The sequence below is a fragment of the Kitasatospora sp. NPDC058478 genome (assembly GCF_042720345.1).
Lineage (GTDB): Bacteria > Actinomycetota > Actinomycetes > Streptomycetales > Streptomycetaceae > Kitasatospora.
On record NZ_JBHXML010000077.1, the window covers coordinates 26,421 to 48,205 of the forward strand.

Annotated in this window: 21 protein-coding genes and 2 pseudogenes; 12 read left to right on the top strand and 11 right to left on the bottom strand. The window is 71.1% G+C overall.

The window, feature by feature from the left end; all coding sequences use genetic code 11:
- Positions 1 to 18 precede the first annotated feature (18 nt).
- Both ACFWPT_RS33530 and ACFWPT_RS33535 read left to right on the top strand, forming a co-directional pair.
- The gene (locus ACFWPT_RS33530; protein WP_380486411.1) at positions 19 to 1,725 is read left to right on the top strand and encodes an ABC transporter family substrate-binding protein; all 1,707 of its coding nucleotides are present in this window, start codon (positions 19 to 21) and stop codon (positions 1,723 to 1,725) included.
- 184 nt (positions 1,726 to 1,909) lie between these two features.
- Positions 1,910 to 2,113 (top strand): cold-shock protein, encoded by a 204-nt coding sequence (locus tag ACFWPT_RS33535; protein WP_063352633.1) that lies wholly within the window; start codon positions 1,910 to 1,912, stop codon positions 2,111 to 2,113.
- Positions 2,114 to 2,252: 139 nt separating this feature from the next.
- Here ACFWPT_RS33535 and ACFWPT_RS33540 read toward each other — a convergent pair whose 3' ends face one another.
- The 7 genes from ACFWPT_RS33540 to ACFWPT_RS33570 all read right to left on the bottom strand — a co-directional run bounded on the left by ACFWPT_RS33540 (position 2,253) and on the right by ACFWPT_RS33570 (position 9,727).
- Entirely contained in the window at positions 2,253 to 3,653 is a 1,401-nt protein-coding gene (locus ACFWPT_RS33540; RefSeq protein WP_380486413.1) for a serine/threonine-protein kinase, read from the bottom strand.
- Complete coding sequence (locus ACFWPT_RS33545) at positions 3,646 to 5,586, bottom strand: tetratricopeptide repeat protein (protein ID WP_380486415.1); 1,941 nt, start codon at positions 5,584 to 5,586, stop codon at positions 3,646 to 3,648. The genes ACFWPT_RS33540 and ACFWPT_RS33545 overlap by 8 nt, the downstream gene beginning before the upstream one ends.
- A 38-nt stretch (positions 5,587 to 5,624) precedes the next feature.
- Positions 5,625 to 5,996 (bottom strand): hypothetical protein, encoded by a 372-nt coding sequence (locus ACFWPT_RS33550; protein ID WP_380486417.1) that lies wholly within the window; start codon positions 5,994 to 5,996, stop codon positions 5,625 to 5,627.
- A 475-nt stretch (positions 5,997 to 6,471) separates the two neighbouring features.
- Positions 6,472 to 7,119: a hypothetical protein gene (locus ACFWPT_RS33555; RefSeq protein WP_380486419.1), complete on the bottom strand. Its 648-nt coding sequence runs from the start codon at positions 7,117 to 7,119 to the stop codon at positions 6,472 to 6,474.
- A gap of 544 nt (positions 7,120 to 7,663) precedes the next feature.
- Positions 7,664 to 8,146: an HIT family protein gene (locus tag ACFWPT_RS33560; protein WP_380486421.1), complete on the bottom strand. Its 483-nt coding sequence runs from the start codon at positions 8,144 to 8,146 to the stop codon at positions 7,664 to 7,666.
- Between the two features lie 374 nt (positions 8,147 to 8,520).
- Complete coding sequence (locus ACFWPT_RS33565; RefSeq protein WP_380380683.1) at positions 8,521 to 8,979, bottom strand: MarR family winged helix-turn-helix transcriptional regulator; 459 nt, start codon at positions 8,977 to 8,979, stop codon at positions 8,521 to 8,523.
- Positions 8,972 to 9,727 (bottom strand): alpha/beta fold hydrolase, encoded by a 756-nt coding sequence (locus ACFWPT_RS33570; protein ID WP_380380685.1) that lies wholly within the window; start codon positions 9,725 to 9,727, stop codon positions 8,972 to 8,974. The genes ACFWPT_RS33565 and ACFWPT_RS33570 overlap by 8 nt, the downstream gene beginning before the upstream one ends.
- Before the next feature lie 327 nt (positions 9,728 to 10,054).
- On the opposite strand from ACFWPT_RS33570, the gene ACFWPT_RS33575 reads away from it, so the two are divergent.
- Positions 10,055 to 10,555, top strand: coding sequence for a hypothetical protein (locus ACFWPT_RS33575; RefSeq protein ID WP_380380687.1), 501 nt, complete (start codon positions 10,055 to 10,057; stop codon positions 10,553 to 10,555).
- A 420-nt stretch (positions 10,556 to 10,975) separates the two neighbouring features.
- Here the strand turns inward: ACFWPT_RS33575 and ACFWPT_RS33580 are convergent, their stop codons facing one another.
- Both ACFWPT_RS33580 and ACFWPT_RS33585 read right to left on the bottom strand, forming a co-directional pair.
- Positions 10,976 to 12,115 (bottom strand): lipase, encoded by a 1,140-nt coding sequence (locus ACFWPT_RS33580; protein WP_380486423.1) that lies wholly within the window; start codon positions 12,113 to 12,115, stop codon positions 10,976 to 10,978.
- A 626-nt stretch (positions 12,116 to 12,741) separates the two neighbouring features.
- Positions 12,742 to 13,398, bottom strand: a complete 657-nt coding sequence (locus ACFWPT_RS33585; RefSeq protein ID WP_380486425.1) for a TetR/AcrR family transcriptional regulator — start codon at positions 13,396 to 13,398, stop codon at positions 12,742 to 12,744.
- Between the two features lie 133 nt (positions 13,399 to 13,531).
- Here ACFWPT_RS33585 and ACFWPT_RS33590 point away from each other — a divergent pair, with 133 nt between their 5' ends.
- Together ACFWPT_RS33590 and ACFWPT_RS33595 are read left to right on the top strand one after the other, a co-directional pair.
- Entirely contained in the window at positions 13,532 to 14,113 is a 582-nt protein-coding gene (locus ACFWPT_RS33590) for an NADPH-dependent FMN reductase (RefSeq protein WP_380486427.1), read from the top strand.
- A gap of 22 nt (positions 14,114 to 14,135) precedes the next feature.
- On the top strand, positions 14,136 to 15,689 hold the full coding sequence (locus ACFWPT_RS33595; RefSeq protein WP_380486429.1) for a DHA2 family efflux MFS transporter permease subunit: 1,554 nt from the start codon (positions 14,136 to 14,138) through the stop codon (positions 15,687 to 15,689).
- Between the two features lie 77 nt (positions 15,690 to 15,766).
- Here ACFWPT_RS33595 and ACFWPT_RS33600 read toward each other — a convergent pair whose 3' ends face one another.
- A complete protein-coding gene (locus ACFWPT_RS33600; protein WP_380486432.1) occupies positions 15,767 to 16,048 on the bottom strand; it encodes a hypothetical protein in 282 nt (93 codons plus the stop codon).
- Positions 16,049 to 16,198: 150 nt separating this feature from the next.
- Here ACFWPT_RS33600 and ACFWPT_RS33605 point away from each other — a divergent pair, with 150 nt between their 5' ends.
- The 7 genes and pseudogenes from ACFWPT_RS33605 to ACFWPT_RS33635 all read left to right on the top strand — a co-directional run bounded on the left by ACFWPT_RS33605 (position 16,199) and on the right by ACFWPT_RS33635 (position 21,083).
- Positions 16,199 to 16,417, top strand: coding sequence for a hypothetical protein (locus tag ACFWPT_RS33605; RefSeq protein ID WP_063352833.1), 219 nt, complete (start codon positions 16,199 to 16,201; stop codon positions 16,415 to 16,417).
- 2 nt (positions 16,418 to 16,419) lie between these two features.
- Positions 16,420 to 16,849, top strand: a pseudogene (locus ACFWPT_RS33610) (MFS transporter); the annotation flags it as partial.
- A 653-nt stretch (positions 16,850 to 17,502) separates the two neighbouring features.
- Positions 17,503 to 17,853, top strand: a complete 351-nt coding sequence (locus ACFWPT_RS33615; RefSeq protein WP_380486434.1) for a hypothetical protein — start codon at positions 17,503 to 17,505, stop codon at positions 17,851 to 17,853.
- Positions 17,850 to 18,110, top strand: a complete 261-nt coding sequence (locus ACFWPT_RS33620; RefSeq protein WP_380486436.1) for a hypothetical protein — start codon at positions 17,850 to 17,852, stop codon at positions 18,108 to 18,110. Before ACFWPT_RS33615 ends, ACFWPT_RS33620 begins: the two co-directional genes overlap by 4 nt.
- Positions 18,111 to 18,480: 370 nt before the next feature.
- Entirely contained in the window at positions 18,481 to 19,350 is an 870-nt protein-coding gene (locus tag ACFWPT_RS33625) for an LLM class F420-dependent oxidoreductase (RefSeq protein ID WP_380486438.1), read from the top strand.
- A gap of 502 nt (positions 19,351 to 19,852) precedes the next feature.
- A pseudogene (locus ACFWPT_RS33630) lies at positions 19,853 to 19,996 on the top strand (HD domain-containing protein); the annotation flags it as partial.
- A gap of 19 nt (positions 19,997 to 20,015) precedes the next feature.
- On the top strand, positions 20,016 to 21,083 hold the full coding sequence (locus ACFWPT_RS33635; RefSeq protein WP_380486440.1) for a CRISPR-associated endonuclease Cas3'': 1,068 nt from the start codon (positions 20,016 to 20,018) through the stop codon (positions 21,081 to 21,083).
- Between the two features lie 14 nt (positions 21,084 to 21,097).
- Here the strand turns inward: ACFWPT_RS33635 and ACFWPT_RS33640 are convergent.
- Positions 21,098 to 21,785: IS3 family transposase (locus ACFWPT_RS33640; RefSeq protein ID WP_380486442.1), on the bottom strand; the 688-nt coding region annotated here is incomplete at its 5' end.

Consider the following 21,785-nt stretch of genomic DNA (forward strand, 5'->3'; position numbering starts at 1 on the left):
TCCAACCAAGGACATCCCATGCGCCGGAAGCTCGCCCTGCCCCTCGCGCTCGCCGCGGCCGTCGCGGTCGCCGCCACCGCGTGCTCCTCCTCGTCCCCCGCCGGCGGACCCTCCGGCGGATCCTCCGGGCCGAACGCCACGAACGCCACGAACGCCGCCAAGGCCGCGTCCTCGGTCACCGACTACAACCCCCAGCCGTACGAGAACATCAAGGACGGCGGCACCTACACCACCGCGGGCACCTTCGACGAGCAGGGCAACCCCTTCAACGTCAACGGCACCCTGAACGCCTCGCGGATCTGGGCCTGGTACAACGCCCGCGCCATCACCTACTCGCCAACCGGCGAGGTCCAGTACAACCCGGACTACTACAGCGACGTGAAGGTCTCCGTCGAGGGCGGCGACCAGAAGGTCGTCATCACCCTCAACCCCAAGGCCGTCTTCAACGACGGCACCCCCATCGACTGGCGGGCCATCGAGGCCACCTGGAAGGCCGACAACGGCTCGGACAAGGACTACGCGGCCTCCTCCACCGACGGCTACGACCGCATCACCTCCGTCACCCGGGGCGCCGACGACAAACAGGCGGTCATCGCCTTCAAGGGCGTCAACGCCTCCTGGTCCGCGCTGTTCACCACCTTCCTGCACCCCCAGGCCGCCACCGTCGACAACTTCAACAAGGCGTACGTCAAGACGGCCCACCCCGAATGGGGCACCGGACCGTACACCGTGGGCACCTGGGACGACCACTCCGGCAACATCACCTTCGTGCGCAACCCCAACTGGTGGGGCCGGCCGGGCAAGCTCGACAAGCGCGTCTACGTCAACCTGGAGAGCGCCGCCTCGATCAACGCCTTCAAGAACGGCGAACTCGACTACGCCCCCGTCGGGACCGCGGAGAACCTCAAGCAGGTGAAGACGGTCAAGGACGCCGAGATCCGCAGCGGCGGCAGCCCCTTCGAGTACGCGCTGTACCTCAACGCCAAGTCCCCGTTCCTCGGTGACGTCCAGGTCCGCAAGGCGGTGCAGGAGAGCGTCGACCGTCCGCAGATAACGAAGATCCGGTTCCAGGGCCTCGACTACACGGAGCCGCTGCCCGGCTCGGCGGTGCTCTACAGCTTCCAGCAGGGCTACCAGGACAACGTCGCCGCTGTCCTGAAGTACGACCCGCAGGAGGCGCGGAAGACCCTGGACGCGGCCGGCTGGAAGCCCGGAGCCGACGGCATCCGCGCCAAGGACGGCAAGCAACTCGAACTCGGCTACACCCTGCTCGGCGACGACCCCATCGAGAAGGCCACCGCCGGAGCGTTCACCGCGATGCTCAAGGCCGTCGGCGTGAAGGTGAACGTCAACAAGGTCTCCGAGAACGACTTCTCCAAGGTGCTCAGCGACCGCCGCTTCGACCTGTTCATCTCCGGCAACCGCTCGACGGACCCCTTCGGCGCGCGTTACCTGTGCGACTTCTACTGCTCGGACCGCGACTCCAACATCACCGGAACCGGCACTCCCGAGCTGGACAAGGAGATCCGCGCCACCGGCGAGATCGCCGACCTCGGCCAGCAGATCGCGGCCGTCAACAAGGTCGAGCAGAAGGCCCTCCAGCAGTACGCCTTCCTGCCGCTCTACAGCGGCCCCTCCACCTACGGCATCAGGAAGGGCCTCGCCAACGTCGGTGCCACCATCTTCTACAGCCCGCTGCCCGAGACCATCGGCTGGCAGAAGTAGCACCACTGCCCCGGCGATCTCGCGGGCCGAGCGGCTGCATGATCCTTGCTGTCGTGGGTATCGTTTGAGTCAGCAGTCGTGGATCCGAAGTACCGCAGCATCGGCAGTCGGAGGACCAGGGCGATCACCTCAACCCCAGGGGTACGCACCAGCGCGTATCCCGTCCCCGACCAGGGAGCAGCACATGGCCACCGGCATCGTGAAGTGGTTCAACGCCGAGAAGGGCTTCGGTTTCATCGAGCAGGACGGCGGCGGCCCGGACGTCTTCGCCCACTACTCCAACATCGACTCGCAGGGCTTCCGTGAGCTCCAGGAGGGCCAGAAGGTGACCTTCGACGTCACCCAGGGCCAGAAGGGCCCCCAGGCCGAGCACATCCGCCCCGCCTGACGTTCGCAGCGCGACGCCCCGTACCGCTCTGGTACGGGGCGTTCGTCATGCTCAGACCTGGTCGTGCCGGTTCATGGGCTGTCGGCAGGGACGTCGACCGGGACGTCGACCGGGACGTCGACCGGGACGGGACGGGCGGTCATCCTCGGGCGCGCCAGGCAGACAGGCGGCGGAACCAGCGGCGGCGCAGGCCGGTGCGGGGAGGCGGCGGAAGTTCGGCCTCCATGGGGGAGGCGAAGGTGCGCAGCAGGACCTCGGGGGCTGAGCCTGGTCCACCCGGCGGCTCCGCGGGCGGCGGTGGCAGCAATGCGGGCAGGTAGGCAGAGGGGGGAGTCGGTGGGGGGTTCGGTGGGGGGTCCGGCAACGCGGGCGGCTGCTCGGGTCGCGGTGCGGGCTGCGGTGCGGGCTGCGGGTACCCGTGTGTGCCGAGGCGCACGGTCGTCGTGTCCGGAGATGGCAGGGGCAGGACCGCCCCGGTCGGCATGCCGAGTGGTCGGAGTCGTACGGTCGGCCCTCCTGGAGCGGGTCGCAGGATCGTCTCGGCCGTGGCGGGATTCGGCGGCGGTTCCAGGGCCCGGTCCGGTGAGTGCTGGTACGGGCGGTCGAGGTCGAGGACGAGCTGTGCGCGCCGCAGCGTGGCGCGGGAGATGGCGTCGGGTAGCCAGTCTCCGTGGGCGAGCTGCCGCTGCGCGGTGGTGATTCGGCGGTCGGAGAGCGATCTGAGCAGGCCCTCGGCTGTTGGCCGGTGGGCGGGGTCCTTGCTCAGGCAGGTACGGACCCAGCCGTCGAGGTCCGCGGGCAGCGAGGACAGCCGGGGCTCGCCGTGGAGCACGTTGTAGATCACGTTGACGAGGTTGTCCCCGTCGAAGGGCGACGACCCGGTCGCTGCGAAGGCCATCACGATTCCGAGGGCGAAGACGTCGGTCTCGGGCCGCACGGGCCGTCCCGTGACCTGTTCCGGGGCCAGGTAGCCCGGGGTTCCGATGATCACTCCGGTCGATGTCTGCCTGGTCGAGTCGGCCGTGATCGAGACCCCGAAGTCGATGAGTCGCGGGCCCTGCGCGGTGAGCAGGACGTTCGACGGTTTGAGATCCCGGTGCACCACGCCGGCCTCGTGCACGGAGTGCAGGGCCCTGAGGAGTCCGTACCACAGCGCGTACAGCGAGTCGGCCGGGAACGGGCCGAAGGCGTTGACGCTCTGCTGGAGGGAGAGCCCGGGGATGAAGGCCGTGGCCATCCAGACGCCGTTCTCGTCGGCCTCCGCGTCCAGGAGCGGCGCCGTGAAGTCTTCGGGGATCCGTGACACCACGGCGATCTCGCGCCGGAAGCGTTCTTGCGCCTCCGGCTCGCTCAGCAGTTCCGGGCGCAGGACTTTGACCGCCGCGGCCCGGCCCGTGGCCGAGCGCGCGAGGTACACGATCCCCATGCCGCCCGCACCGAGGCGGCCCAGCAGCCGGTAGGCACCCAGCTCCCGGCGGTCCCTGGAGGAGAGCGGCGCCAGCCCGTCGGGCATGCCGGTCCGGTCGTCGGGTTCAGCCATCGCTCCACTTCCCGAAACCGCGTCGGTCGGTGCTCCGGTGTCCGCGACCGAAGAGGATCTCCGACCTGAGCCGCCGGTCCGCCCGGCGGCGCCAGCGGGCCAGCAGGGCCTCGTTCGCACGGACCTCGGGGTGGTCGGGGCCGAGCGTCCGGCGCAGGTCCGGCAGCACCTCGTGGAAGATGCGGAGCGCGGTGCGGACGTCTCCGTCCGCACCGGTCCAGTGGGCGAGCCGGGCGCGGTTCACCAGGGCCACCTCGTCCTGTTCTCCCAGGATCCAGTCCAGGTCGTCGAGCAGCTGCCGGAAGAGGGCGATCGCCGTGCGCGGGTCGCCGGCCTCGCCGGTCCAGTGCGCGTGCTGGCTGCGTGCGAGGAGCGTCTCGCGGGCGTCCCGCCCGGCGACCCGGCTCAGGTCCGGCACCACCGCTGCGAACAGCCCGCGGGCGCCCTTGGGCGAACCCGACAGGCCGGTCCACTGGCCGAGCCGGGCCCGGCCGATCAGTGTGTGCAGGTCGTCGGCGCCGAGCAGCCAGTAGAGGTCGGGGACGAGGGAGTCGAGCAGACGGACGGCCTGCCGGGTCCGGCCGGTCCGTCCCGTCCACTGGGCTTGGTTGATCCGCCCGACCAGCGTGTCGCGATCCTCCGCTCCGAAGACCCGGTGCAGGTCCGTCACCAGGAGGTCGGTGAGCCGAGCGGCGGAGCCGGTGTCGCCGCAGACCCCTATCCAGTGGGCCAGTCGGCCCCGGCCCAGTAGTGTCTCGCGGTCGTCCGGGCCGAGGGCGCGGACCAGATCGGTGACCACCTCGCCGGTGAGGCGCGCCGCCTCCACCGGCTGCCCGGCCTCCCCGGTCCAGTGGGCGAGCTGGGCACGGCCGACGAGCGTCACCCGGTTGTCGACGCCGAGCACCCGGGTCAACGCGCCCACCGCCGCCGTGGACAGGTCCAGCGCCTCGCGGACCTGGCCGGCGGCGCCCAGCCACTGGGCGTACTCGATTCGCCCGGCCAGGGTGTCCGGATCGTCGGAGCCCAGGATCTGTGTCATCTCGTCGAGGACGTTGCCCAGCTCCGAGGCGGCGGACCGCGCGTGGCCGCCCTGGCCGAGTCGCCGCCCGGCCTGCACGAGGGATTGGAAGCGCTGCCTTTCGGTGACCGGCCCTTGGCCTTCCGTGACCGGTCCGCGGCGGCTGTCGGCGGCTTCGCCCGGGCCCACCCGAGTGGGGCGTCTGGTCCGCGGGCGGCTGAGGATCAGATTGGCGGCGGTGTCGGTGCCGCACTGCTCCGGTTCCGGCCACCCCCGCGAGCGCAGCGCGAGTCTCAGGTGGGGAAAGAGCGCGCCCAGCGACACCCCCTCGGGACCGGCGTCGTCGACCCCGTTGCGCAGCGCGCGCAGCAACTCGCCGGTGAAGGCGGTGTGCCGTTTGCCCTCCTCGAAGCGGGAGGGCGAGTTGGGCGGCGACGAGACCAGCGTGTACGCGCCGGCGATCTCCAACTGTTCGGCCACCGGCGGGGTGCCCCCGGACAGCCCGCCCGCGACCGCGCGGCCGGAGAAGCAGCAGTCGAGGATGAGTACCCGCACGCGTGCCGGACTGGCCTGGAAGGCTTCCCGGATGACATCGAGCGGGCAGGCCGTCAGGGACGGCATGCTCTGGTCGGTCTCGGTGAGTGCGAGGTAGAGCTCCCCCTTCTTGGACCCGATCAGGCCGTGGCCGGAGTAGTAGACCAGGAGCACGTCCTCGGCGGCTGCCGCCGCGTTCAGCAGCGGCAGCCCGAGGTCCCTCGGCTGTCGCGGGTCCAGCACGGTGATGCTGCGCTCGGGTGCGAACGCGCCCGGTTGTCCTTCGATCAGGACGTCTCGGAAGTCCAGCACGTTGTTCGTGATCGACGGTACGTCCGCAGGCCCGTCCTGGTGCGAGTAGTGCGCGGTGCCGATCAGCACGGCCCACGAGCGAGAGGCGTCGGGAAGCCGGAACACGGTCAGTCCGAAACGTCGTCGGTCCGCCGGCCGGAGTGCAGGGCGGCCTTGAGCACCGACTCCACATCGGCACGCGCGACGTGCTCGGCCGTCACCTCGGTGCGGGTACCGTCCGGCTTCACGGTCTTGAGCTTGATGCTGCTGGTGCGGGGCTGGCTCAGGTACACCTTGAGCGAGGCGGCGAGAGTAGTGAGCGTGCCGCCCGCCCCCAACGCCACGACGAGGGTGTCGGACCAGGACCCGAGCTCGCCCGGACCGGGCGTCGCCGCCGCGACGCGAACCCGGCCGCGGAACGCCGGCTCGTCGGCCAGCCAGTCGCGCAGGTCGAGGACAGCATCGGGGCCTCCTGCTTCCACCGCAAACCAGGATTCCACCACAGCGATTCCCCCTAGGATCGAACCGACGCGAGTGCTCCGCATCCTTATAGGACGGCAGCAGGGCGCGCCCTGTTCCCCTTGCGACCAAAACGTTATGACTGACCGTCAGAAGATCGCCATGGGATCGGCGCAGCAGGCGACGGCGGCGGGCATCGAGCTTGGGCGGCCGGCGGACGGGAAGACCTCCCAGCCCGCGTACGACATCACCCGTCGAAACCGTCCACACCTGCTACGTGCTGGCGGGTAGCACACCAGTGCTCGTGCACAACGGCAGTTGCCCCATCGGATTCACGGGGCTGGGCGGAGGCAGGCTCCAGCCGCCGGCCGGCCTCCGAGTGTTCCGTCAGGCCGCCTCCGCCGGCCACCGGCTGGCCTCCGCCTCCGCCCTCGATGCCGACTCTGACGGCTCCGTGTGCCCGGCGCCGCCGCCCGGGGCCGGCCAGGGCTGGGGCCGGTCCCGGGTGGGGGGCGCTCAGTGGCAGACGAGCTTGTTGCGTGCGAGCTCCTGGACGGTGCCGGGGGAGACCGGTGTGTCGCAGGAGACGGTGCCCTCGATCTCGGCGTCGAAGGTGCTGTAGGTGGGGTGGGAGCCGAAGGCGTAGGCCCAGTACCCGTCGCCGGGGTCGCTGCTCGGGGGGTAGCGGGGGAGGCAGGCGTACGCGTCGGCCTTGCCCTGGACGCGGTTTGTGCCCTTGAACACCGCGTAGTCGCCGGGGCGGGAGAAGTTCAGCGTGACCTTCTGGGACCACGTGCTGGTGCTGGACTTGGTGTTCTGGACGGAGAACCCGACCTTGATGGAGACCTTGGCGAAGAACGCGCCCACCTCCGAGTTGATCTCGGTCGAGGCGTTGAACGTGGTGCTGACGTTCTGGACCTCGGTCACGGTGGTCTCGATGGAGCCGGTGGTGCCGGGGGCGATGGTGATGCCCTTCCAGTGCGTGAGCACCGGGTCGACGACGGCGGTCGAGACCTCGTACAGCCCGTACCGGGCCACGCGGGGGTCGCACGGGCCGCCCGGTTCGGCCGCGTGGGCCGTACCGGCGCCGAAGGCCGAAGCCGCCACGGTCAGGACGGCGAGCGCGGCGGGTAAGGACAGCCGCCGCAGGAAGGTGTTCGCCAAGAGGACTCCTCGGGGAGGGGAGGCGCCAGGCGGTCACACCGCCGACACCTGGCATGCATTTGTCAGATCATGCCCCGATCGCCTCCACCGCACACTCGCAACTCCCAACTCCCCCGTACAAAAAGAAGGTTGGCCGTGCACGCAGCCTGTGGCGCCGCCGTTCGTGCGGGCGGTGGGGCGAGCCGCGCGCAGGGCGGTGCGGGCCAGGTCGACGCCGCTGGTCGTGGGCGTGTCATCAGGCAGCCTTTCCGAACCGGTCGCACCAGGTGTTGAGGAGCTCCCCGTCCTCGCCGGTCAGCGCGGCTACCGGCCGGGCAGGGACGGGCGTGCTCGCGCACTCGCCGCTACACCTCGTCGGCCCCGGTGTCAGCCGGCGAGGCCCTGACCTGCACACCTCCGGTTGTCCCACTCCGTGTCAGGCGATCCCAGTCTCAGAGTCGTGCCGGCTCCTCACGGGTCGGCGTTCAGCCGGCAGTGCTCGGCCGAACCGTGCGGATCAGAGTCTCGGCGGCGGACTTGTCCCCGGCCATTCGGCCTGCTTGGGCTACGCCTGCTCGTAGGCCTCGGAAAGAATGCCCGTCAAGGCGTGGGCGATCTCCGCACGCAGTTCCTCATGCTGCGGACCCAAACGGTGTTTCGGGGCAGTCCGCTCATCTCCGTAACACCACACCGGGCTGTGGAGAAGGCGCGGCGGCTCCCACTCGTAGCGCGGGTGAATGTGACCGTGGAGGTGCTCCCACGAGTTCCCGAGCACCTCGTAGTTCAGCCGACGGAAGGCCTGGTCCCGCCTGCCACACGAAGCCTCGACAGCCTCCCCCAGGAGAGAGAGGTCGAGCAGGAAGCGGGACCGCTCGTCCCGGGGCAGATCCGTCAGGTGGTTCGCAGCGCCCGCGTACAGCAGCAGGCAGTACCCGGGAAGGTGCTGCGTGTCGCCGATCACAGCCCAGCCGGTCCGCATCCGGGCCAGCACCGTGGGGTTCTCAGCACGCTCGGCCGCAGCGATCCGATCTTCTTTCCAATCTTTCATGTCCCATGGATACCAGGTCACTTGGCTGCTCGGCGGAGCGTAGAGGCGCCGAGCGGCGGGCGGCAGGACGACTGATATTCCATCACTTCGAGACGTGCCGCCGCGGCGCCCGAGATGCGCACCGGACAGCGCGTCCGGCCTGCGTCCCGTGCGCTCAGGCGAGAGGGAAACCGCGAGCGTGGGCGGAGCGCCGCTGTCTACTTGTCACTTCGTCGCAGCCTCGGGCAGGCGGGCCCGATACTGTCGTTCAACGCGTGGCGTGTGCGTCGATGGTCAGGGTGTTTTCGGGCCGTATGGTCGTTCCTTTTCCGGTGCGTGGTCGGCCGGTCCCGTGCGGGCCCGTGCGGGCCGTGGTGTCGGGTGGGGGTGGGGTGTCAGTCGAGGGCGAGGCGTTTGTTGAGGGCCTTGCCTGAGGGCAGGGGGTCGATGAAGTTGTGCAGGAACGTGAGCATCGCGTCGGTGTCCAGGTCCTGGCAGGCGGTGTCCATCGCGGTGTAGAGGGATTCCTCGATCCCGGCGACGGTGGTGGCCAGGCGTTCGCCTTCGGGGGTGAGGCTGAGCTGGAGGTAGCGGCGGTCCGCGGTGTCGGTGCGGCGTTCGACCAGTCCGGCCGCGACGACGCGTTCGACGAGCCGGCTGGGGTTGGTGCCGCTTTCGCACACCAGGAGCTGCCCGAGCCCGTTGAGGCTCAAGGTGCCGTGCTGCTGGAGCAGGCGCAGCACTTCGGCCTGTGACGGGGTGATGCCGTGCGGTTTGAGGGCCTGGATCAGCAGTCGGTTGCCTTCGCGCTGGGCCGCCAGGATTGCGAACCGCAGGTGTTCGGCCTTACGCATCGGTGTCCTGTCGGGTGGTCGGCAGGGTGGCGAGGAAGTCGTTGACCGCGGCGGCGTAGGTGACCGGGTGGGAGAAGCGGAACATGTGGCCGGTGCGCGGCAGCACGACCTCCCGGGCGTCGGGGATGCCCGCGAGCATGACCTTGGAGGCGTTCTCGCCGATCAGCACGTCGTGGGAGGGGGTCAGGATCAGGGTCGGGACCTGGACCCGGTCCAGCGCGTCGGTGTAGTCGGCGGTGAGGACGGCCCGCAGGCGGGCGCCGAAGGAGGTGGCGGGGGTGTTGGCGAGGAACAGTTCGCGGCTGCGCGCTTGGCTCCAGGGCGTCTGGCCCTCGCCGTCGTACGGGGAGGTGAGGCGGTGGGCGTGGGCGCGCAGCGTCAGCTGCCGGTAGAGCGGCCCGCGGGCCCTGCCGATCGCCTGCATCAGGGCCTTCCACGGCTTCGAGTCGACCGGGTTGGCCGCGAAGCCGCCGGACATGACGAGGGCGCGCAGGCCCGGCGGGCGGCGGGTCGCCAGTGCGAGGGCGATGTTCGCGCCGAAGGAGTCGCCGACCAGCACGTAGTCGTCCAGGTCCGCGATCGCGCTCTCGAGGTGGTCGGCGTAGCGCTCGATGTCGTCGACGCCCTCGGGTAGGCGCAGCGTCCGTTTGGGCGCCTCGCCGTAGGGGGCCAGTTGTTCGGCGCTCCACGGGGCGCCGGAGAGGCAGGGGATGAAGACGAGGGTCGGATTCTTCTCTGAAGTGCTCATATCGGACACATTACACGACACATGTGTCGTGACATATGTGGTCCAGGTCATATTCCTGGCCTGTTCTCCCTGGACTCGCCCGGCCTCGGGCGCGGTGCGAGCCGCCCCAACGCGCAGAAGGCGGTCGCCAGGCCGCGGGCCGCCTCGAAGGCATCGGTCCAGCGTCCTTCGGTGCCGTCGCCGTGATCGTCGCCACGGCCCCGGTCGGCTGCTCGCGCGGCACCACCCGCTCGATGGGGTCTCGGGCGTCCGGCACCGGGACCACCGCGCCCGACCCGCCGGCCGCATCGTCCGGTTGACCACCGGGGGGCAGGGGGGTAGCCGGGAATGCTGTCGGAGGCGTTGAGCGCGCTGGCCCCGGCTGGGGGCGCCGGGATCGTCCAGGCCGCCGGAACGGGCGTGTGGGCGGCCACCCGGGAACGGATCGCCTGCCTGCTGGGCCTCGCCCGTTCCGGGGACGAACGCCTCGCCCAGGCACGCCTCGACCGGACCAGTCAGGAACTGGAAGCCGCAGCCCCGCAGGAACGGGCAGCCCTTGCACAGCGACAGGAACACACCTGGCAGACCCGGCTGGCCGACTTCCTGGAAGGGCTGAAACCGGCCGAACAGGACCAGGCTGCCGAGCAACTGCGCGCCCTGCTGGTCCCCGCCCCCGCCGACCCCGCTGCCCAGGGCCGGGCCGACAACAGTGGAGCTGTTCCAGCGTCTTGGCCGCTGACTGGTCGGTCTGGGCCGGTGTCGTCCTGTCCACGTTCCGGCATGCCAGGGCGCGGTGGAAGCGGTCCGTGTGTCCGGATGGAGTTCCAGATGCTCGCCGGTCAGGCGTAGTGTGACGCGTCCGGCTGCGGCGTCCCGGCTGACCACCACCGTGTCGGGTTCCTCGCCGAAGCCGGTCACGGTCACCGTGACGCGCTGTCCGCGGACGAGGTGCAGCCGCCGGCCGCCGGCGTTCGGCCTCGGGCTCTCCGGACGGTTCGTCGGGGTGGTCTCGCCGTCCACCGAGATCTGGCCGCTGCCACAGGCCGGCCCCTTCTACACAGCCCTGGAACGCGTTGGCCTTTACCACCTCACCGACGGCGACCGTCAGAGCGTCCGCGGCCTTACCCGCCGCCGCCTCGGGGCGTCCCGGACCGCGGTCGGGCTGACCCGGGGTCCAGGGTGGGGTGTTCCCGGTGGGTGTGCCCCGGGGTCGTGGCCGGCATGCGGGTGGCTGGCCTGTCCTGCGGGCGGGGGCGGGTCGGCGGGTTGTCAGCGCAGTCGGCTGAACCAGCGCACGATGGCCGTCGTGCCGGCGATGTTGGAGCCGAGGTGTCTGGAGCCCGCGAAGTCGGGGGTGCCGAGGTCGACGACCGTCGTGTTCACGCCGTGCGATCGCAGTGTGGCCTCGCAGTGGTCGGTGTTGGTGTTGGCCGCCTGTTCGTCCGCGTCGGCCGTGTACAGGCGGACCGGGACGTGTGGTGCCCAGTCGCAGGTGCTGTCGGCCACCCGAAGTGCTTTGGCCAGCGGGCCGGTTGGGTGGCGCAGCATGTCGAAGCCGTGTGGGGTGAGCAGTGCGTCGATGGTGTCGGGTGTGCCGGCGAAGAGTTGCGGGCCGGTGTGTGAACCGTCGAACAGTGTCTCGACCGTGCTGTCGTACGGGGCTTGGAAGACCTCGTCGGGGGAGTCGTAGAGGTGGTGCAGCCGGTTCCAGGCGACAAGGAGGTATGCCGTGTACAGCACGCTTGATTTCGGGTCGAGAGTGCCGTTGAGCAGTGCCGGCAGTTCGGCGTGCTGGAAGTCGTAGGCGCCGCTGACCGGTGCGACGGCTTGGAGCCGGAACCACGGGTCGTCGCCGGCCTGGAGTGCCCGTGCGAGTCCCATCGCCGCCGAGGCGCCCTGGGAGAACCCGGTGACCAGCACGTGGTGTCCCAGTGTCCGGCCCGTACGCGGGACAAAGGCGCGGGCTGCCCGGAGCATGTCCAGGGAGGCGGTGGTCTCCGACGGCACGTCCATCCAGGGGTGGAGTCCCGGGCCGGCGCCCAGGCCGATGTAGTCCGGGGCGACGGCGGCGAACCCGGCGGACGCGTACGTGATGGCGGGTGAGGACACGAATCCGGCCTTGACCATGGAGGACGGGGCGTCGGAGCGGTGACTGGCCGTGCCGTGGGTGAATGACACCGTCCGCAGCTCGTGTTCGCCGCCGCGGGGCAGCGCCAGCAGTCCGCTGGCGGTGATCGGCCGGCCGCTGGGGTCCACGGTGCGGTACACCAGCCGGTAGGCGTCCACTCCGAACCGGACCGTACCCGCGTCATACCCGGCGGCGGCCAGTGCCGCGGCGGCATCCTCCTTCGCGGCCAGGGTGGTCGTCTGCTGGACGGAGACGAGCCGTCCGCGATCGCTTCGGTGCACCGTGTCCGCCGAGGCGGCTCCCGTCGTCGCCGCAGTCGCAGTCGCAGTCGCAGTCGCAGTCGCAGTGGCGGTGGCAGTGGCGGTGGCCAGGACGGCCAGGACTGTCCCGATGTTCAGCCGGCGAAGCACGGGCCGTGGCGTGCCTGCTAAGTGGGTGGATTTCATGTCGCCGACGCTACGTACGGTCGCCCTCGTGCCGCAGTCCGGCCAGCGGGCGTATCCGTCCTGGGGCTAGCCCTACCGCGGCACCGTGCGCGAGCCGGGGGGAACCGGCGAGGGCCGGCTGACTGCCAGGGCTCCAACTCGACGTCCCTGCGCCCTCCTTAGGTTCTGGGCCGTCGCTCGGGACGTCTGTCGGTGGCAGGGGTGATCGCTATGCGGCCGTAACCGACTCGAAGCCCTCGTCCGCAACCGACTCGAGCGACTCCGGTACCGAACCGACACCCTCGACGGATTCATAGCCGGCACCGGCCTGACCCTCGACACCCCGACATCACCCCGACATCACCCTGACGGGCCGAAGTCGGTAGAGATCAGGTCAGGGGAGTGGTGGCCAGGGTCCGGGACCGCAGGCCGCCCCCGGCGTGGCCGGGGGCGGCGCCTCGCGTTCGAGGCGTGCGGCAGTGTCACCGGCGGGGTGCCGCGTAGGCGCGTAGGAAGGCCCGGACGCCGGCGGCGATGATCTCCTCGGTCTCCGCCCGGTCCAGCGGGTATGCGCCCCAGTACGAACGCTGGGTGACCTCCGTCGCGGTCAGCAGCACGAAGTGTGCGGCCGCCCGCCCCGGGTCCGGTGTCTCCAGCCACCCGTCCTCGGCCAGTTCCCCGAAGCGCTGCCCGAGGGCGGTGAACACCCGTCGCGGTCCGGCCTCCTGCCAGGCGTCCAGGGCGGCCTTCGGCAGGTGCCGGGCCTCGGCGTTGATCTGGCGTACCAGCCCGAAGTGGTCGGCGAACTCGGTCAGCGGTGTCACCCAGGCCAGGGCGAACGCGGTGAGGTCCGCCTCCAGGTTGGTGACCTTTCCGAGCCTGCGCTCGATGATGTCCAGCTGGGCGTCGGCGACCTGCGCCGCGCTCTCCCGGACGACGGTCTGGAAGAGCAGTTCCTTGCCGGTGAAGTGGTTGTAGATGGTGCGGGTGGACACCCCGGCCTCCGCCGCGATGGCGTCGATGCTGGCGCGGGTGTAGCCGTCCCGGCCGAAGATCGTGCGGGCGGCCCGGGTGATGGCCTGGCGCTTCTCGGCCAGCCCCCGGCGGGGCCGGTCCGGTGTTTCCTGCCGGCTGGTCATGGGGTCTCCTTCATTGCCGCTGCCTCGAAAAGTTGCAGTCATCGTTGTACTTGTTGCCATACACGTTGTACTTTACCTGACGTGCCGTCCGAACGGGCGGTGACAGAACAGCAGCGCACCCCTGGAGACAGCCATGTCCGAGACCCCGTTCCGCCTCGCCGTCATCATCGCCAGCACCCGGCAGGGCCGATTCGCGCCCACCGTCGCCGACTGGTTCGTCCGCACCGCCGGGCAGCGCGCGGACCTCGACATCGACGTCGTCGACCTGGCCGAGCACCCGCTGGCTCACGTGGGCGAGGAGCCCACCGCCGAGCAGGCCGAACGGCACGCGGCCCTCTCGCCCCGACTGGCCGCCGCCGACGCCTTCGTGGTGATCACCCCGGAGTACAACCACAGCTTCCCGGCCGCCCTCAAGAACGCCATCGACCTGCACGGCGCCGAGTGGCGGGCCAAGCCGGTCGGATTCGTCTCCTACGGCGGGCTCGGCGGCGGGCTGCGCGCGGTCGAGCAGCTCCGGCTGGTCTTCGCCGAGCTGCACGCCGTCACCGTCCGGGACACCGTCAGCTTCCACAACGTCTGGGGCCTCTTCGGCGAGGACGGCGAGCCGGTCGACCCGACCGTCCAGAACGGCGCGGCCAAGGGCATGCTCGACCAGCTCACCTGGTGGGCGCACGCGCTTCGGGACGCCCGCACCGTCCGCCCGTACGGCGTCTGAACCGCGACCGGGGGGAACGAAGATGAGCACCGCCACCGAGCCGGTCACGGCCGGGACGACCACCGACACGGCCACTGCGGCCGTACCCGGCCCGCGTACTGCGGCCGTCGCCGCCGTTGTGGTCCTCGGCTCGCTGATGACCGTCCTCGACACCACGATCGTCAACGTCGCCCTCAACCGCCTCGCCGGGGACTTCGGTGCCCCGCTGGCCACCATCCAGTGGGTCACCACCGGCTATACCCTGGCGCTCGCCACCGTCACGCCGGTCACCGCCTGGGCGATCGGACGGTTCGGCACCCGCCGCCTGTACCTGACCGCGCTCACCCTGTTCGTGCTCGGCTCGGCGCTGGCCGGCGCCGCCTGGGACGCCCCCTCGCTGATCGCCTTCCGCGTCCTTCAGGGCCTGGGCGGAGGCATGGTGATGCCGGTCGGGATGACCGTCCTGGTCCGCGCCTGCGACCCGGCCCGCACCGGCCGCACCATGAGCGTGCTCGGCATCCCCGTCCTGATCGGCCCGCTGGCCGGGCCGGTGCTCGGCGGCTGGCTGGTCGACGAGGCCTCCTGGCGCTGGGTCTTCCTGGTCAACCTGCCGCTCGGCGCGCTCGCCCTCATCCTCGCCGCCCGGCTGCTGCCCTGCGACGGCGCCGGCACCCGCCGCAGGCTGGACCTGCCCGGCCTGCTGATGCTCTCCCCGGGCCTGGCCGCACTGATCTACGGGCTGGGCGCCGGGCACGGACACCTCGCCGCGGCCGGCAGCCTGCTGCCCATCCTGGCCGGCGCGACCCTGGTCGCCGGCTTCGTCGTCCGGGCGCTGACCGTCGGGGAGCCGCTGATCGACCTGCGGCTGCTGGCCCGGCGCGCCTTCGCCGGGCCCGCCGCCACCATCGCCCTGTTCGGCTGCGGCTACTTCGGTTCGATGCTGCTGCTCCCGCTCTACTACCAGCTGGTGCGCGGCCAAAGCGCCACCGACGTCGGCCTGCTCGGCATCCCACAGGCGCTCGCCACCGGCATCACCATGCAGTTCTCCGGCCGGCTGTCCGACCGCTTCGCCCCCGGCCGGATCGTGGTCACCGGCACCGTCCTGGCCGCCACCGGCTTCCTCGGCTTCACCGTCCAGGTCGCCGCCGACACCCCGTACCCTCACCTGATCGCCGCCCTGGCGGTGATGGGGACCGGCATCGGCATGACGCTGATGCCGGCCATGGCGGCCGCCACCCGCAGCGTCGCCCCGACCGAGGTCCCGGCCGCCACCACCCTGGTCACCATCGTCCAGCAGGTCTCCGGCTCGGTCGGTACCGCCCTGATGTCCGTCCTGCTCACCGGGGCCATGGCCGACCGGCTGCCGACCACGGTCGCCGGCGGGGAAGCCGGCGGCGCACTGGCCACCGTGCAGGGCCTGGACGGCGCCGCGCGGGCCGCGCTCGCCCCCGGCCTCGCGGACGCCTTCCGGGACACCTACGGCTGGGCCGTCGCCCTGCTCGCGCTCGCCCTGCTGCCCGCACTGTCGCTCTCCCGCCAAGCCCCGGGCGGCGGCGCCGCCGGGAGCGCCAAGTCACGCCGAGTGCACACCTCCTGACGAACTCCACCAAACCCCCATCGAGCCTCCCCCACCCCGTACGCGGATTTCGCTACCGGTGGGGGCGGCCCATTCGGTCAGCCCGGCCGGCAGCAGGTGCGCCTGGCCGGCAGCAGGTGGGCCTGGCCGCGGGTCAGCGCGCGCTGCGGGTTGAGGACCGCGACCGGCGCGCCCTCCCCGCCCAGCAGCGCCACCCCGCCCGCCCGGCGCGGATCGTCCAGGCTCCACCCGGCCGTCGCCGTGATGCCGTGTGCCTGCGCGAGGTGGGCGATCGCCCGTGCCACCCGCGGACGGCCCACGGTCTCCTCCCGGGCCGCGGTCGCCGCCGCGGTGCCGCGTACCGCGGCCTCGGCCTTCATCGCCTGGAACCGGTGCCGCTCCCGGCTGACCTCGTCCAGCCCGCGGATCTGGGCCCGCCGGGCGTCCAGACGGCGCTGACCCGCCTCTCTCTCGCTCTCGCGCTACCGGGCGGCGTTCCCCGCCTCTGTTCGGGCTGCGAGACTGTGATCATGACCCCTGACCGTCGCAACCTTGGCCTGCCTGCCTTCTCCGAGCCCGCCACCGACGCTCCCGTGCCCGCCCAGTCCGGTGGGCGCCGGCTGTTGCCGGTGGAGCAGGGCGCGAACTTCCGCCAGCCGCCCGGCGAGACCACGCCCGTCCCCTCCCCGGCCCGGCGCCTGCGCGCCGTCGGCGGTCTGACCTTCTCCGACCCGGACCGGCAGATCTGATCGGCTACGGCTGGATCGCCAGCAGCTTCAGTGCAGGAGCTGCGGCCAGCTGCGGCCAGCGCCTCACTGCTTGTTGTCGCGGGATGGCTGCCCCGTGCCGGCCTGATGCTGACCGGGACACTGCTCGTGGGCTGCGCGGGCGCGGCCACCATCGCGCTGGTGCCGGCCCTGTGGCTCGCCGCGGTGCTGGCTGCGGTCATCGGACTGTGTGCGGGCGTCTTCGGCAGTCTGAACAACGCCCTCATACAAACCGCGGCGGACCCGGCCTATCCCGGCCGGGTCACCTCCGTCGTCATGCTCACCATGGTCGGTATCGCCCCCCTCGGCTACCCGCTGGTCGGTGCCGCCATCGGGGCCTGGGACGCCGCCCCGGTATTCGGAGCCTGCGGCATCTTCGCCAGCCTGAGCGTGGCCATCGCCCTGGCCTCCAATCTCCTGCCCGTTGGCTTTGCTCACCGGGAAGTACACGACGGCCGACGCGAACTGGGCCGAAGCCCTGGCCGCCCGGAAGGCCGGCGGCGACGGCCAGGCCGTCATCCTTGGCCGTCAATATGCTGGAAGGCGTCGTCAGGATCGCCGCCGGGAAGAAGAGTATCGACGCGGGGCTGCGCCACTTGTTCCCGGAAGGCGAGCGCACCCCGTTGTGCCAGGCGATCAACCAGCTCCACAACTACGGCTCCGCGATGCCCTGTCCTCCCGGTGGCGGGTGACGGCGACGGCGCTCTGCGAGGCCACCCGCCAGCACGCGAACATGTACCGGCGGGTGGAGTCCTGGGTGAGGTCCTCCGATCCCCCCTGACCACTTCCCTTCGTCCGGGACCCGCCTGAGGCTGCGGGTGAAGCCGGGCAGCTGACCGCTCACGTCGTCGGGAACATCCTGGCCGCCTCCGCGCTGACGGAGAACGACGCTCTGGTGCTCGCCGTCCGTCCGACTCTCGGACTCTGGGAGCGTACGGCCCTGACCCCGTGTGCCCGGGCCACCTCCGCGCGGGCGGGGCGGGCGCGGTGGCAGGCCGGTTGCGGTGCGGGCGCCCACTCCGGGGTCGTTGCCGAGTAGTCTCGCACCGGAGGAGAGGAGTGCCGCGATGAGTCAGCCAGTGCACGACGGAGTCGAGCTGATCCCCAGGCCCGAGCAGAACCCGGCCGCGCTCAAGGCCGCACTGGCCGTCGTCGCTCCGGACCGGCTTCCGGAGATGATCGACGGACAGACGAGGGCGATGGCCGAGGCCATCGAGACCGGGAGCGTCCAGCCGATCCGCTCGTTCGTCGCCCACTGGGCCACCGCCGTGGAGATCGAGCGGCACCCCGCCACCGCCCAGGCCTTCCACCGGGCGAACTACCTCGCCAACCACGCCGGCACCGTCGACGAGTGCCGCGAGCACGCCACCACCGTCGCCGAGATCTACCGCGCCGCCTACGCGGCGGTGACCGCGTGACCTGGAGCTGGGAGTACCTCCCCAGCGAGCAGCACGTCACCGCCGGCACCCCCGCCGACTTCCTCACCGCCATCGAACAACGGGCCGCCGAACTCGTCCGCGCCGCCGAAGCGCTCTACCTGGACGGCACCTCCTACCAAGGCAGCGGAGAACCCATGCGCTACCTCGACGTCGTCGGCGGCCTGCTCACCTACTACGTCGTCCCGCGCCTGGAACTCGTTGTGGTCTGCCAAATCACACCACCACCGACTCCCTGAACCCGGCCTCAGCCATCCCCACGCGGGCGGGCCGAACCCGGTGACCTGAACGAAGGCCTCGGCGACGACCTGGCGCCGCCGCACGAGGGAACGGGTCCACCCCTGCGGGGACGGAGCGGACAGCTCGCTGCCACCGGCGGGCTTGCTGGTGAGCGGGTCACCTCCGTACGGACGGAGCGGACTACAGCGCACAACGCACCCCCAACGTAGGAGACGGGCTACTTCCGCGCGGGCGGGGCTGATGGCAGCGCAGCCCGGGAGGTGCGGTGGCCTTGCTCACCTACGCGGCATGCCTTGTCCCTACGCCCGTGGCGCGCCATGCCACCGTGCGTCCGCGCCTGGTGCTTAGGGTGGCCCCAGGAGGTAGGGAATGCGGGTAGGACTGCACGCGCTCGGCATCGGTAACGGTGCCCGCCCTGAAGTGATCGCGGCCGTCGCCACCGCAGCGGAGTCGCATGGCTTCGCCAGGCTGTGGTGCGGTGAGCATGTGGTGCTCGTGGACACGCCCGCGTCCCGTTACCCCTACTCCGCGGACGGCCAGATCGCCGTGCCCGCGGACGCGGACTGGCTGGACCCGCTGCTCGCCCTGAGCTTCGCCGCGGCAGTCACCAGCCGGATCGAGCTCGCCACCGGCGTGCTCCTGCTGCCCGAGCACAACCCGGTGGTGGTCGCCAAGCAGGCCGCCACCCTCGACAGACTTTCCGCCGGACGGTTCAGCCTCGGCATCGGAGCGGGCTGGTCAGCCGAGGAGTTCACCGCCCTCGGCGTCCCCTTCACCGGACGCGGACGCCGCACCGACGAGTACCTCACCGCGATGCGCACCCTCTGGGCCAAGGACCCCGCCTCCTTCACCGGGGAGTTCACCCGCTTCGACGCGATCCGGGTCAACCCAAAGCCGCTGCGCGGCGCCCAACTCCCGGTCGTGGTCGGCGGCAACAGCAACACCGCCCTGCGCCGCGCGGCCACACTCGGCGACGGCTGGTACGGCTTCAACATCCCCGTCGCCGACGTCCCCGAACGCATCGCCGTCCTCGTCGACGAGTGCGCCCGATGCGGCCGCACTCCCGGTGAACTCACCATCGCTGTCGCACTGAGTGACGGCCACCCGGAGCATCTTCCAGAACTCGCCGCAGCCGGCATCACCGAGGTCGTCGTCGTCGGAGCGCCCCCGCCGACCCCTGACGCGGCCGTCACCTGGGTCGCGGAACTCGCCCGGACGTGGATGCCCCCGGCCGAATGACCAGGGCACCACGCCAGGCGCCAGCGCCAGCCTATTGTTTTCACGCCGCACGGTGTCCCGGCCCGGGGCCAAGATGACTGACCTGCAGTTTTTCACCACAGAGCGCGCCAATTTATTCAGTTCGATTCCGGCAATGCCGACCTCGGGGCACCTCCGCGGGCGGAGCGGACGGCTCAGTGGTGTTGACTCCGGCGGCGACCAGCGGGTCACCTCCGCGCGGGCGGAGCGAACTCTACGATCCGCCGGCGACGCGCCACCTCCGCACGGGCGGAGCGGACAGCACCGTGAAGGCCGGCGCCGAACTGCGGCCTGGGCATCGTGGCTGAGATGGCCGTGCTGCCGGAGTCCGCTCCGCCCGTGCGGAGGTGACCTGTGATGGCCGCTCCTACGGGTGGTCTTCTTGCCGTCCGCTCCGCTGTATAAGGGCGCCTCGTCGCACCGCCGCAGGCCTGTGGTCTCCTACTGTCCACACCGTCCGTCAGGCGGTTATCCGGAGGGTTTGATGTTCGATCCGCGAGTTGCCGGTAAGCGGCGTGGTCTGACGGGTCCGTATCCGCTGGTGTGTCATCTGGCTGATACTGCGGTGATCGCGGGAGCGCTGTGGGATTCGTACCTGCCGTCTTCTCAGCGGCGGTTGATCGCCGCCGGGTGGGGGGGGCGATCCGGTGCGTGCCCGGCGGCTGGTGATGCTGGCGGCGGGCCTGCACGACACCGGGAAGATCACCTGTTGTTTCCAGCGGGGTATCGAGGTCACTGCCGGGCTGCTGGCCGATCCGCGGTATCCCGCGCCGGCGGGCTGGATGCACGACGAGTGGATCCCCCACCAGGTAGCCAGCCACTGGGCGTTGCCGCAGATCCTCACCAGGCTGGGGTGGCCGTCGATCGAGCGGCCGTGGAAGTCCGTGGCGCACCAGCTCGCGCAGATCCTCGGCGGTCACCACGGCGTCTTCGGTGAGGCGCTGTCGCCCGCCACGATGGCCGATCCGCTGAAGGTGCTGCGCGGGCTGGGCGCGGACGGCTGGGCCGAGCAGCGGGAGGAACACGTCCAGGCGGTGTTCGGGGTCTGTGGATCGCCAGCGGCGCCGGAACGGCTGCTGCCCGCAGGCGCGGCGGTGGTCGTGACCGCAGTGGTGGTGCTGGCGGACTGGCTGGCCTCCAACACCCGGCAGGTGCAGGGCCGTCTCGATGCGTGGAACGGAGACCTGGCGGCGCACGTCGCGAGGATCCGGCAGCGAGCACCATGGGTGCTCGCCCACGCCCAGCTGGCGGCGCCGGTCTGGAAACCGGCCGGATCGTTCACCGACCTGTTCCCCGACATCAAGGACCCTTACCCGTTGCAGGCCGACGTCGCGGAGCGGCTCAAGGACCTGGTGGACGGGCCGGGCCTGGTGCTCGTCACCGCACCGACCGGCGACGGGAAGACCGAGACCGCCCTGTTCGCCGCCCGGATCCTGGGCGCGGCGGCCGGGGCCGGCGGTCTGGCGGTGCTGCTGCCCACGATGGCGACCACCGATGCGATGTGGCGCCGGGTGAAGAAGTTCACCGCCCGCGCCGCCGAGGTCGGGACTCCGGTGACGCTGCTGCACTCGATGGCGTGGCTGAACGAGGACTACGACCCGGAACACGACGAGGTGGTGGCGGACGGCTGCGTGTCGACGGAGGCCGCGCAGTGGCTGCGCGGGCCGCACCGGGGACTGGCGGCCGGGGTCGCGGTCGTGAGCTTCCCCCGTTGAACGGGAGGTGGTGATTACCTGGTCAGGGCGGGTGTGGGTGGTTCGATGGCCACTGGTTCGGCCGTCGCCTGGTCGGCGTAGTGCTTGGCTTCGTACTCGTCGGGGCTGAGCCAGCCGAGGCGCTTTTGGATGCGGCGGGTGTTGTACCACCCGTCGATATAGGCGAACAGTGCCAGGTCGGCGTCGGTGCGGGTCGCGAAGGTCGTGCGGCGCACGCACTCGGTCTTCAGCACGCTGCTCCAGAAGTTCTCGGCCAGGGCATTGTCGAACGAGTCGCCGACGGTGCCCATGCTTGCCTCAATTCCTGCCTTGAGCAATCGGGTTGTGAGCTTGATGGATGTGTATTGACAGCCGTGGTCGCTGTGATGGATCAGCTTGCCCGGCTCCACCGGGCGGCCGTGGAGGGCGTACTCCAGTGCCGTGAGAACCAGGTCGGCGTCCGCTCGTTCGGAGGTGTGCCAGCCCACGATCCGGCGGGAGAACGCGTCGCGGATCGTGGCCAGCCACCACGGTCCCTCACCGGTCGGGACCAGCGAGATGTCCGCGACCCACAGCCGGTTGGGTGCGTTCGCGGTGAAGTCGCGCTGGACCAGGTCCGGGGCGAGGCCGGCCGCCGGGTCGCGGCGGGTGAAGGAGCGGGGCCGGCGCGGGCTGACGCCCTGAAGCCCGGCCTCGCGCATCAGACGCTCGACCCTTTTACGG